This is a genomic window from Marinomonas transparens (assembly GCF_016463975.1).
Classification (GTDB): domain Bacteria; phylum Pseudomonadota; class Gammaproteobacteria; order Pseudomonadales; family Marinomonadaceae; genus Marinomonas; species Marinomonas transparens.
The window spans coordinates 48,222-60,369 of sequence record NZ_JAEMNX010000010.1 but is presented as its reverse complement, the minus strand read 5'-3'; the positions used below and the strand labels follow the sequence as shown (position 1 = coordinate 60,369).

The following is a 12,148-nucleotide window of genomic DNA, read 5'->3' as shown; positions in this document are numbered from 1 at the left end:
TGTAATGAAGCACATTAGAAAAATGGTGATGAGGCAAATGGCGATCTTAATAGGTTTGCTGTTTTTGGTCGGCTGCTCAAGCACGGATGTGTCTCTGTATGCTGACAATAAGCCCAAGTTTGAATTGCAGGAATTCTTTTCAGGTTCCTTAACTGCCCATGGTATTTTGAAAAATCGCAGTGGAGAAGTGACACGTTATTTCAATGCGACCTTAGAAGGTCATTGGGAGGATGGCATAGGAACTTTAGATGAAGTGTTTTTATTTGATGATGGTGAAAGACAGAATCGTACTTGGACAATGACCCCTGATCTGAATGGCCACTATACGGCGACGGCTAATGATGTGGTGGGGGCAGGGAATATAAAAATAGCCGGTAATGCTTTGTTTATGAATTATGTCTTACAGGTGCCTTATGATGGCGACCTGCTTGAAGTCAATGTTGATGATCGCATGTACATGGTGAAAGAAGGTGTGGTGATTAATGAATCTGTTATGCGTAAGTTTGGCGTTGAGGTTGGGTATTTATCCATTGTCATTGAGAAGGTCAGATAGCAGTCCTTAAACCATCGTTAGAAAATCTATTTTTTCGTTATTTTATGTAATTAATAGCAAAATACCACCTTATAAAAGCCTTTTACTATTGGCTAGTTTATATCTCTTCTGTAATATCTCTTTTCTGAAAAAACGTTTCTTTACAAAAAAGAAGACTAAATGCGTGCCCTGATTACAAATAATGTGTGGACTTTGTGATAAAAGATCTGTATGCATCCATCCCGTCAAATAATAAATGGTTGCTTATTTACGGTTCTCTGTCTTTTTGTGTCTGTGTGTTTATTTTTCCTATCGGTCTTTATTTTTATCTACACGCGCAATTAGATCAGCGTGCGGATGAAGCTGATTCTGTACTGACTCAGAAAATGACTAACATCTTTGCTGAGTTGCAATACGTTACTAGTGAGGCAACGGCGTCTTGTGAAGACGCAGACTTGAAAAGTCTCAGGCGGGCGGCTTTTTACTCTTCCACCTTTAAAGAAGTGGGCTTGTTTAATGCCGATTTTCGGGTGTATTGTACAAGCCTTGGTGCTAAGGATTTTTCAATATTTAAATCCATTACACAGCGTATCGAGCAGAGTTCAGATCGTAAAACTGTCTCTTTAGCCCCCTCTAATACTCTTGGTGAAGAAACTTTTTTTGCCTTTTATCAAGGTGAAAACGGCATTGGTGCTAATGGCTTAGCTGCCCCGAATGACCTAATTGAAGATGTATTTTGGTTGTTATCTCCCGATTACCCTTATGAGTTGCAAATTGGCTCCCAAAAGCTGTCTTCTTATGGACAAGTATGGGATATGGCGGTGCTTGCTAAGCGCCAGAGTCATATCGAAAATCTGTCCATGACGTTGACGGTGTTTTTGCCCAATAAGGTCTACTGGGAGAGTTTGAGATCCTTGTTACCTTGGGCTGTTGCTGCATGGATTGTGCTCTATGCTGTCTTGTATTTTGGCCATTTTAGCCTGATACACTATCGATATTCAGTACAGCATGATATTAAAAAAGCGATTTTAAATGATGCAATGGAGGTATATTTCCAGCCGATTGTTTCTCTTCACCCTGGAAGCTTCCATGAAATGGAGGCCCTTATACGTTGGTCTTCTCCTCGCCATGGGCAGGTGTCTCCTTTGTATATTGTAGAAATTGCGAATCGTTTAGGCTTGATTGATACACTTACCTGGATGGTGATTCGTAAGGTAGGCGCTTTTTATCGAGAATACCCTAAGCAACTAAATAATATTAAGACGGCAGTAAATGTCGACAGGCATAGTTTAGTGAAGGAATCTTTTGCTCCTCAGTTGGCTGGAATTCTTGAAGAATACCCAGAACTGAAAGGCCGGCTAGGTTTAGAGGTAACCGAGACGAGTGCTTTAACCACAGCGGAATTGCCCTTGATGGTTAGTCGTTTTGAACAGATTAAAGTCTTGGGTATTTGTCTGTCTGTCGATGATTTTGGTACAGGTTACTCAGGTTTGGATTTTCTGCGTCGTTTTCCCTATGACACCTTAAAGCTTGATCAAGTGTTTATTGCCAATTTGAGAGACGACCAATTTACTCGTCAGGTATTGGCTTCAGTGACCAAGCTGGCTAAGGAGCTGAATATGAGGCTGGTGGCAGAAGGTGTGGAGCGTAAAGACCAATTGGATGCGGTGACAGAGCTAGGGGTTGATCGAGTTCAAGGTTACTATTTTTGTCGTCCATTGCCACAGAAAAAAGTGATCCAATGGTTTGAAGACAATCCACCTAAATAGAGAGGGATGCTCTTCGTATCTAAGAGTATTGTGTTTAAGAGAGCCTTCTCTTATTCTTGCTGCGATTTTACCCATTCACTGCTTGCAAGGTACCCCATGGCAACTCTGGTTTTTCGGCTCAAATATGTTCCAGATGAAGAAGCGAATGATATTCGTCAGTTGCTCATGGATAACGATATCCCTTTTTATGAGACCAGTGCAGGTCGCTGGCAAGTTTCTATGGCTGGCTTGTGGGTGAAAGACAAAGAACAAGCGATGAAGGCATTGGAACTTATTCGAGCAGATCAAATCGTGCGAGCAAAAGACATGCGACCTGTGTCGTTTGGGCAGTGGGTTTTAGGCTATCTGCAGCATGCTCGCCAAAACCCAGCTGAAGCATTTTTTACACTATTGGCTATTGTACTTGTTCTCGGGGCATCACTTTATCCCTTCATGGTCTGGTTATAATCTTTCCGTTTTATTGCTTAGAAGCAGCCGCTAATGGTTGTTGAGCTTGTCTTTGGATCCTCGCGCTAATCAGCTGTACACCTATAGCGCTAGCAATTACGATAAACATACCGAACAGGCTTAATGTATCCGCATGGGAAGAAGAGATACTGTCTGGCCACCAATTATTCGCTACACAAAGCTCCGTTAGAATAAACGCGGTGACCGGAGAGAGTGCAACTGAAGCACTCACTTGCACGGTTTGCCAATAACGCATGGCTTGGGCAAAAGCGCCGTAAGCAATCAGTGTATTCAAACAACAAAAGGCAGCAATCCATGTATCTTGTGATGACATGGTCAGCAAGAGGCTTGGCGTAGTGAAGGGAAGCATCACTACGGCGGCATAACCGTAAATAGCGAGAAATATATTGGAAGGCCCTAAATACTTAAACAGGGACTTTTGTAGTAATGCGTACATAGACCAGCATACGGCTGAGACCTGGACGATCGCAAAGCCGACCCAAATTGTGCTTTTATTCGTTTGTCCAAACACGGGGTGGAAGAAAATTAACATCCCCAAGCCAATCATCGCGAAGCAAAGCCATTGCTTCCAATGAATCTTTTCTTTCAAAAAGAACACTCCCCCTAAGGCAAGAAAAAGCGGCGCTACTTGAAAGCTCAATTGAGCTGAGCCGGGTAATAGATAACCTAGACTCCAAACGAAGGTGGTGTAATTGACAATCAAAAAGCTAGCCGCAGCGCAAAGGCGTAGCCAATCCTTTCTTTTTAATGCTCGAAATTCACCTAACTTACCTCGTAGCCATTGCCAAAGCGCAAGAATGACTCCAGCGACGAGGAATCTAAGCCAAGTTAAGGTGATGGCATCAGCGAATCCGCCAGATAATTTCAGGGCGATGGGCAGCATTCCCCAGAATAAAACGGCGATGCAGCTAAAAAAAAGCCCGTATAAAAATGTTTGTTTTGCTGTCGGCATGTGTTGCTCTATTTTTGGACTGTTAAGAGGCTTACATCATGACTTTTCTTCTTCATCAAATCCAATGCATAATAGGTCTAACTATTATGTAAAAATCGGTTTTTACTCAATGACTTCTAATGCACTTCAGCAACTGGATCTTAAGGAAAGTCCTCTTGTCACGGCAATCGCTTCTGCATTGCCCTAATAGCCTAGATCCATGTAGGCATCAGCATGTGGATAAAAGCCGGTTATTCGAGGCGAGTGCAGAATGTGAATAGTTGCCCTATTGTCGAGGTGCTCCACAAAGAATTCGGACTTTCAGCCGCAAGCCAGCAGCCGGACTTTTCGATTGCAAACGACCCATTATTAGGCTCAACCTTATGTGCCTGCGATTGCTGAGCGTTTTTATCAAGAAGCGCCTTTAGCCTGTTTAGAAACGGCCACAGTGACAGAAAATACTTTACTGGATCAGGCAAAACATAGGGTAGATGTCGTATTGTGCAGTGAATATGTTTATATTTCAGATACTTACAGAAAAACTTTGCTAGGCTATGAAAAATTTCACTGTATTATGGCAAATCATCACTCCCTTGCTAAACCAGACAAGATTAAGCCTGTGCCCATCGAATTTCCTGATTCGAAATATTATTTAAGCTGGCCAAAAAGCATTGAAAAAGCCCCTGCGGTTGAATGGTTTCGAAACCTTATGGCAGAAGTGGCGAAGGGGCTATTTCTACCCTTTAGTTCAAGTTAGGGAATTCAGTTATACTCTTTTCTTAAAATAAGTATTTTAGATTAAGGTGACGGCAGCGTAGTGGTATCCAGAGGCAAGCATACAAAAGGTAAGCGGGTGAATAAGTTAGAACTTCATGTTCGTAACCCCCATCGAGCGCGTTATGATTTCGCCCTGTTAGCAGACTCTTGTCCAGAGCTATCCGCTTTTATTCAGCTTAATAAGTATGGCAATGAATCTGTTGATTTTTCTAACCCAAATGCGGTGAAAACATTAAACCGAGCCCTATTGAACCATTTTTATGGCGTTGCCTTTTGGGATATTCCACCGGGCTACTTGTGTCCTCCCATCCCAGGTCGAGCTGACTATATTCATTATCTTGCGGATCTTTTGGCGCACAGTAATAACGGTGTGATTCCAAGAGGGAGGGGCGTTAAGGTTTTGGATGTTGGGGTTGGCGCGAACTGTGTCTATCCCATTATTGGGCACCAGTCCTATGGTTGGCAGTTTGTTGGTTCCGATGTAAACCCAGTTGCTGTAGCGACTTGCGATACTATTATTAAATCTAATGCTTGTTTGAAGGGAAATATTTTTGCTCGCCTACAGGCTAAAGAAGACAAGATGTTTGATGGTATTTGGAATGCACAGGAACGTTTCGATCTGACTCTTTGTAATCCTCCTTTTCATACCAGTGAAGCCGCTATGGTTGGCGAAAACCAACGTAAATGGCGTGGTGTTAAATCGAGAGCGTCATCCGATGGGGCTAAACCAACATTGAATTTTGGCGGCACGGCAGCTGAACTATGGTGCGATGGTGGCGAAGTGGGCTTTGTATCACGTATGGCAAAAGAAAGTGTGCAGTACGCTGATCGCTGTTTCTGGTTTACGTCGTTAGTGGCTCGCCAAGAGAACTTAGACGCCATTTATCGAGCATTGAAAGAAGTAGGTGCTCGGCAAGTGAAAACCATTGAAATGGCCCAAGGTCAAAAAATCAGTCGATTTGTCGCTTGGAGTTTTCTCGCAGACGATCAAATCGACTTTTGGCAGGATAATTATTGGCAGAGCTAGCCGATAAATTTAGAGAGCAACTGCAATTTTTGCCGCAAGGCGAGCATTGTTAAAGACCAGTTGGATGTTACTGGCTAAGCTGTTGCCGCCAGTTAATTCTGCCACTCGCGCCAATAAGAAAGGCGTCGACTCTTTACCTGCAACCCCTTGCTCTGCCATTTCTGCTAAGGCTTGATTGATCGCGCTATCAATAGCGCTTTTTTCCATGGCAAACTCTTCTGGAATTGGGTTGGTGATAATGGCACCGCCATCTAATTGCATTCCCCATTTTGCGGTTAGGAATTCGGCAATGTCCGTCGCAGATTGTAGGTTGTAATCAACAGTCTGATCGCTTTCTCGAGTGTAAAATGCAGGAAGTGTATCTGTTTTATAACCTAGTACGGGTACACCTTGAGTTTCTAGGTATTCGCGTGTCAAGGCCAGGTCTAAAATGGACTTGGCGCCGGCACAGACTACGGCCACATTGGTTTTTGCCAACTCTTGTAAATCTGCTGAAATATCAAAGGATTGCTGTGCACCGCGATGAACGCCACCAATGCCTCCGGTGGCAAATACCTTGATGCCAGCCATGGCGGCAATGATCATGGTGGCTGCGACTGTGGTGGCACCATGTTGTCTTTGTGCAACGACGAAAGGCAAATCACGACGAGAGCATTTGGTTACCGATAGCCCTGCTTGACCAAGAACATCGATTTCATCATTGCTTAGACCTGCTTTTAGACGGCCATCAATGATGGCAATGGTCGCGGGTACGGCGCCATTATCACGGATGATTTGCTCGACTTTTTTTGCTGTCTCTGCGTTTTGTGGCCACGGCATTCCGTGAGAAATAATCGTGCTTTCTAAGGCCACTACAGGTTTTCCAGCAGCAAGTGCTGTAGCAACGTCGGGATGTATGTCTAAATATTGATTCATAGGGATGCGATCCATTGAGTTACGTTTTGAATGGTTAATTCGGGATTGTTTGCGAAAGGGCTTTCTAATGTCATAGCGGCACAAGCAAGAGCAAAGGAAAGTGCTTGGTCAAGCTTTTGGTTTTGCTGGCTGGCACTTAAAAAGCCTGCGAGCAGAGCATCTCCTGCGCCACTGTCACTAATGGGTTGGCTTGGGTGGCAGTTTTTTTGCAGACAATTTTCGCTGTCTGCATATAAAACCCCTTGGCTACCTAGACTGAGTAAGACACTCTTGACACCAGTGGTAAGTAGGTCTTGTGCGAGTTTTTTAGGATCAGTCTCGGTGCAAGCTAGGATAGCTCTGGCCTCATCTTGATTGGCTTTTAATAGCGTGAGTTGTGACAAGATGGGCCGTAATCTTGGGGCTTTTGTGGCTGAAACCGCATCGGCTATCCAGTTGGTGTCGAATGTTTGTTGGGCGAGCCAGTCGATGGTATTTGACGGTAGGTTAGCATCGACGATAATGCGGTAAGCACTTTGCAGTATCGCTTGTTTAGTTTTTAATTTATTTTCATCTAGCGCATCAATAATACGCATATCCGCAATGGCCGCTTGTAGTTGGCCATCTTCATCGTTGATTGATAAATAAGAACCTGTAGGTAGGCTTTCGTGGCGCAATATGTGGAGGGTTTCTACACCACATAGGCGGGTTTGCTCAATCAACCAATTGCCCCGCTGGTCTTCTCCTATGGGGGCGATTAAATGTACTTTTTCGCCCAGTCTTGCAAGGTTTTCTGCAATATTACGGCCTACTCCGCCAGGGCTTTGATTGATGGTGCCTGGGTTAGAGTCATAGGCTTGCAGGGCTTTATGGCTATGGCCGTTAATGTCAACATTAGCGCCACCTATCACCACAAAGGTATGTTGTTCGGCGAGTAAATAGCCTTTTCCTAAAATGTAGCCATGACGGGTAAGTTGCATTATGTGACCTGCGACAGATTCACGACTCATTTGTAGGCGGTCCGCTAGGCTTTGTTGTGAGGCTAGCGGATCCAGCTTAATGGCTTCATAAACGCGACGAGTAAGTTCTTTCATAATGTTGTTTAACATAAGTTTAAATAAATAACATATGTTAAAGTGTCTGTGTGTACAAGTGTCTTATTGGCCCATATAGCATAAAGACTCTATAAGTCTTATTATTCTTTTTACATTAGCTTGTATTATGTGAGCCGGGTACCAGATCAGTATGAAATCATTTATGAGGTTAAAGGTGTTAAAAAGCTTTCAGGCACGACTGATTCTGTTCATTTTGGTATTGCTCGCCTTGGCTCAGCTAGGCACGGCGTTGGCTGTTTTATCTACCTTAAAAGAAGATAATTTCAAACAAGGTGTTAACTCCATTGATGTGGCGCGTAAGGTCTTTGATTTTTTACTTCAAGATCGAGCTGAAGAGTTGACCAAAGGGGTTGAGATTTTGACCTCGGACTTTGGTTTTAAACAGGCTGTGGCAACACAAGAAATTGGCACCATTCGTTCTGCTTTGGTCAATCATGGTGCGCGAATTGATGCTGACTTGTCTTTTTTAGTCTCCCCTAAGGGGAAGGTGATCACGGCGACTACAAAGGTTAGTACTAATACTATGATCGCTGATTTAGTGCTAGAGGCGCGTCGATCTGGTGGTTCTTCTATTAGTACCATGATGGCGTTCGACAATAGTTCTTATCAGTTGGTTTTAGTGCCTATTCGAGCTCCTAATATTATTGCTTGGGTAGGCATGGCATTTTCATTGGATCAACTGGTTGCAGAACAGATTAAGAAGGTGACTGGCTTAGATGTCAGTGTGGTGTATGAGACGGAAGGTGTTCATCGTCTTTGGGGTGTGTCTACTTTACCTGCTGTGGATAAAGATATTCTGTTTCGAGAAGTCACTAATGTTGCCGAAATATTGCAAGTTCCTAAGTTCTCCAATAATGAAAAATACCTTTCTTTAGGCGTGGATCTAGGTGCGAAAAACCAATGGGGGATTTTGCATTTACCTTATGGTTCTTGGCTCGAGAGTTATGAGAATACTCGAAATCAATTGTTACTTATTTTTGCTGGTGCTCTGGCATTGGCTTTGCTGCTTGGTCTAGTACTAGCGCGTAATATGACACAGCCGATTAAACGATTAGTCGAATATGTTAATCAAATTAGTATTGGCAGTAGTCGTATTAAAGCACCGGAGTTTAGTGGTGAGTTTGGTGTGTTATCTCACACCATGGACGTGATGCAAGATGCCATTGCAAACCGGGAAGAGGAGTTAACCTATCGAGCTTCCCACGATTCATTGACGGGTCTATATAATCAAAGCTCAGTTGAGTCTTATTTGAAAGAACAGCTTCCGCGACAAACGGGTTGCCTCGCTATTATTAATGTTCAGCGTTTTAAAAATATTAATAATATGTTGGGTTATGATGTGGGTAATGTGCTGATGGCTAAGGTCGCTGAACGTCTTCAGGCATGGGGAAGGGATGCGCAAATTGTTGCTCGAATGGGCTCAGATAAATTTTTACTCATCTTTGAAAAAGAGATGGTTGCAGCGGATTGTGACAGCTTAGAGGCTGAATTTGATAGGGAATTTGAGGTAGAAACAGGCTCTGAAATTCGATTGGGTATTAGTATCGGTGTGTTGCTTTTTAAGCATACTACCTCGAGTGTTAATGATGTGTTTAGGCGCATCGATATTATTGAAAGTATCTCTAAAAGTGCGCCAAAGTCATATGCTTTTTATGAGGTGGGACAGGATGAAAGTCATCAGCGTCAGCTCGCTATTATTCGAGATCTGCCTGATGCTTTAGAGAGCGGTCAACTGTTTGTTGTTTATCAACCTAAAGTTGGGGTGGCGCAAGGGGACTGTCAGGAAGCGGAAGCGCTTGTTCGTTGGCAGCATCCTGAGCTTGGGTTTGTTCCTCCAGATGAATTTATTACCCTATTAGAACATGCTGGTTGTATTCAAATTCTAACCAAGTGGATGTTGAAAACTGTCTTGGCTCAATTAAAAGAGTGGTGGCAAGCGGGGCATGAAATTCGCGTTGCTGTTAATTTATCTACTTACGATTTATTGGATGAAGAGTTACCTGATTTTGTCGCTGATGCGTTAGAAGCTCAGAATTTGTCTACCCGCGCGCTTGCGTTAGAGGTGACAGAAAGTGCCGTCATGGAAGACAGAACCAAGGTTATTAATGTGCTAAAAGCTTTGCAGCTGATGAAGATACATTTGGCCATAGACGACTTTGGAACTGGTCAATCTTCTTTGGCTTATTTACGCGAGCTGCCAGTGAATGAGGTGAAAATTGATAGGGCGTTTATCCAGCATATGGATACGGATAAAGGTGACGCTTTTATCGTTAAAGCTTCTATCGACTTATCCCATAGTTTGGGTTTTCAAGTGACGGCGGAAGGTGCAGAGAATGAGGCAGGTGTGGCTTTGTTGAGAGATTATCATTGTGACAAAATACAGGGCTATTTCTTCTCGAAACCATTGCTCGCCAAAGATTTTTTCCAATGGCGTAAAGATTTCCATGAAGCGAAAGCATAATGCAAAAATATCAATTACAGAGACAATTTTCTGGTGATGTTTTGTAACAAATCTTATTTGTTTTTTTATGGTGAGGTTTATTTCAAGGTGTTGTTTTTAATCAGGATTTTAATTTTATTCGTGCTTATTGTTGGCGTGACTTTTTTCGGTACCTTGCTCTGTTTAGCGGCACCTCGTTCAAAAAATCGTGTCCATAATGTGGCTCGAGTATTTACCAAAGTAGCGCCTTTATTTGGATTGTCAGTAGAAGGTCGGGTTAATCCGAGTTCGAAAGCTGTACCGCAAGCTGTCTATGTCGCTAATCATCAAAATAATTTTGATTTGTTCACTCTCTCTGTGGCTGTGCCAAAAGGCGTGGTGACAGTTGGTAAGACGAGCTTACGCTGGATTCCTTTTTTCGGCACTTTATATTGGGCGAGTGGCAACATTCTTATCAATCGTGATAACCGTCAACAAGCCATCGCGACGATTGATCAGGTGGTTGCCAGTATGAATAAAGCTGGGCTTTCTATTTGGATGTTTCCTGAGGGAACTCGCAGTCGAGGTCGTGGTTGGTTACCCTTTAAACGAGGGGCTTTCCATGCTGCGGTTCGGGCTGGAGTGCCTGTTATTCCTGTGGTTTGTAGTAGTACTCATCAACAGGTAAAAATGAATCGTTGGGATAATGGCAAGGTGCTTGTAGAGACGTTGGCGCCTATTGATACTACAGGTATGAAAGAAACAGATGTGGTGTCTTTAATGGAAAGATGCCAGACCGACATGCATCAAGCTCAACTGAGACTTAATGCGGAGCTCAGCGACTCTCAATTCGTTGCTTCAGCTAAGTGAATTTGCAGTAGCTTTATTATGGCCTGTTTACTTGGTTGAGAATCATCCAATTGTATATCAATCCATTCTGGGTGTTGTTGAGCCTGTTTCCAGTATTTCTTCATCTTGTCAACTAAAGTGTTTAACGCTTGGCTCTGTTCTTTACTGGTGATTTGGTAAGCCAATACAGAGGCATGGCCTCGCTGATGTAGGTGAACGATTGCTGTTAACCCTCTTACGCAGAGCAGTGTTAAGGTCGCATTATCCGTGCATAAATAATGTTGATTAGTGAATTTGTTTTTTAACGTGTCTTTGTAATGTTGTCCTGTTTGCCAAGTTGCTCCCAGTATGGCGCCAATCGTTGTTGCTGTGCCCAATGTTAGACCTGCCGAGATGACATCAATTCCTGCCCCTATCGCTGCGCCGGTGAAAGCACTGGTGCCTGTTTCTATGCCCCATTCCTTCAGTGTGTTTGTATCAAAAATGTCCTGTTGCCAGCGGCCATTTTGAATCGCTAATGGCGTAACAATGAGGTCTTCTTCGCGAAAATCATACAGGGCTAATAAAGAGGACAGGCAGTGCTTTTCTAATGATCTGAGTTGATGTTCAAATTCTGAAGACTCGGCCTCTTCCGGTGGATATTGCTGACACTCAAGGCGTGTGCAGGCGGCGTTTATTAATAAATCGGCTAGTTGACTGGTTGCCATTTGCAAGCGTAATTGTGCGGCTTGTTTTCGACTTTGTATTAAACGAGAGATTGCTTCGTAGTGGTCTGGCATGAGACTTTGAATGCTCTGATAAAGGCGTTTTTCGTCTTCAAAGTAAAAGGCAACAGAGTCGTATTTGACGACAGCGTGTAAGTGACGTTCAGCGAGTATGGTGCGCCAATTCTCTAAATGAATACTGGTTTTGGCGCTGAAATTTAAAATAGGCACGATGGGCTTATTGGCACTGGCGAGCAGAGTGAGTTCGTCTAGATATTTGCCGAGAGGGGCTTGGCGAATATCTATTACGTATAAAATGATATCAGTCGTGAGGAGTTGCTTGAGTATTTTAGCTTCTTGTTCAAATTCATCTTGGGCGTAATGACTGTTACAAAAAGCGGTTAACCAAGTATTGCCTTGAAACGTTTGGAAAGTATCACTTTGGCGAATTTTCCATAGGCCAATAGAGTCTTCAAAGCCTGGAGTGTCGGTTAATGTGAGTACTGTCTCGTTGGCAATTTTGATGTTTACGCTTTCCACATGACGAGTCGTGCCTGCTCGATCACTGACTTCACCAAAATTATGTTGGCGAAGTAGCGTGCGTATCAAAGACGTTTTCCCTGTGTTGGCGTGGCCGACGACCAAGAGTGAAATTGACATGGC

Annotated in this window: 11 protein-coding genes; 7 read left to right on the top strand and 4 right to left on the bottom strand. The window is 43.4% G+C overall.

Features of this window, described 5'->3' with window-relative positions; genetic code table 11:
- Positions 1-4: 4 nt before the first annotated feature.
- The 3 genes from I8J31_RS10055 to I8J31_RS10045 all read left to right on the top strand — a co-directional run bounded on the left by I8J31_RS10055 (position 5) and on the right by I8J31_RS10045 (position 2,748).
- Positions 5-553 (top strand): DUF3833 domain-containing protein, encoded by a 549-nt coding sequence (locus tag I8J31_RS10055; RefSeq protein WP_199468376.1) that lies wholly within the window; start codon positions 5-7, stop codon positions 551-553.
- Positions 554-747: 194 nt separating this feature from the next.
- Positions 748-2,301, top strand: coding sequence for an EAL domain-containing protein (locus tag I8J31_RS10050; RefSeq protein ID WP_199468374.1), 1,554 nt, complete (start codon positions 748-750; stop codon positions 2,299-2,301).
- 96 nt (positions 2,302-2,397) lie between these two features.
- Complete coding sequence (locus tag I8J31_RS10045) at positions 2,398-2,748, top strand: DUF6164 family protein (RefSeq protein ID WP_199468373.1); 351 nt, start codon at positions 2,398-2,400, stop codon at positions 2,746-2,748.
- A gap of 10 nt (positions 2,749-2,758) precedes the next feature.
- On the opposite strand, the gene I8J31_RS10040 is transcribed toward I8J31_RS10045, so the two are convergent.
- A complete protein-coding gene (locus I8J31_RS10040; protein WP_199468372.1) occupies positions 2,759-3,721 on the bottom strand; it encodes a DMT family transporter in 963 nt (320 codons plus the stop codon).
- A 364-nt stretch (positions 3,722-4,085) separates the two neighbouring features.
- Between I8J31_RS10040 and I8J31_RS10035 the strand changes: the two genes are divergently transcribed.
- Together I8J31_RS10035 and rlmF are read left to right on the top strand one after the other, a co-directional pair.
- Positions 4,086-4,457 carry a LysR substrate-binding domain-containing protein gene (locus tag I8J31_RS10035; protein WP_199468371.1) on the top strand — a complete coding sequence of 124 codons (372 nt, stop codon included), beginning with the start codon at positions 4,086-4,088 and terminating at the stop codon, positions 4,455-4,457.
- A gap of 96 nt (positions 4,458-4,553) precedes the next feature.
- Complete coding sequence (rlmF, locus tag I8J31_RS10030; protein ID WP_438941491.1) at positions 4,554-5,504, top strand: 23S rRNA (adenine(1618)-N(6))-methyltransferase RlmF; 951 nt, start codon at positions 4,554-4,556, stop codon at positions 5,502-5,504.
- Positions 5,505-5,513: 9 nt separating this feature from the next.
- On the opposite strand, the gene I8J31_RS10025 is transcribed toward rlmF, so the two are convergent.
- Together I8J31_RS10025 and I8J31_RS10020 are read right to left on the bottom strand one after the other, a co-directional pair.
- Positions 5,514-6,419: a pseudouridine-5'-phosphate glycosidase gene (locus I8J31_RS10025; protein ID WP_325101193.1), complete on the bottom strand. Its 906-nt coding sequence runs from the start codon at positions 6,417-6,419 to the stop codon at positions 5,514-5,516.
- Positions 6,416-7,492: a carbohydrate kinase gene (locus I8J31_RS10020; protein WP_199468368.1), complete on the bottom strand. Its 1,077-nt coding sequence runs from the start codon at positions 7,490-7,492 to the stop codon at positions 6,416-6,418. Before I8J31_RS10020 ends, I8J31_RS10025 begins: the two co-directional genes overlap by 4 nt.
- A gap of 175 nt (positions 7,493-7,667) precedes the next feature.
- On the opposite strand from I8J31_RS10020, the gene I8J31_RS10015 reads away from it, so the two are divergent.
- The gene (locus I8J31_RS10015; protein WP_199468366.1) at positions 7,668-9,974 is read left to right on the top strand and encodes a bifunctional diguanylate cyclase/phosphodiesterase; all 2,307 of its coding nucleotides are present in this window, start codon (positions 7,668-7,670) and stop codon (positions 9,972-9,974) included.
- An 87-nt stretch (positions 9,975-10,061) separates the two neighbouring features.
- The gene (locus I8J31_RS10010) at positions 10,062-10,802 is read left to right on the top strand and encodes a 1-acylglycerol-3-phosphate O-acyltransferase (protein ID WP_199468364.1); all 741 of its coding nucleotides are present in this window, start codon (positions 10,062-10,064) and stop codon (positions 10,800-10,802) included.
- On the opposite strand, the gene I8J31_RS10005 is transcribed toward I8J31_RS10010, so the two are convergent.
- Positions 10,778-12,145 carry a DUF3482 domain-containing protein gene (locus tag I8J31_RS10005; RefSeq protein ID WP_199468362.1) on the bottom strand — a complete coding sequence of 456 codons (1,368 nt, stop codon included), beginning with the start codon at positions 12,143-12,145 and terminating at the stop codon, positions 10,778-10,780. The genes I8J31_RS10010 and I8J31_RS10005 overlap by 25 nt on opposite strands.
- Positions 12,146-12,148 lie beyond the last annotated feature (3 nt).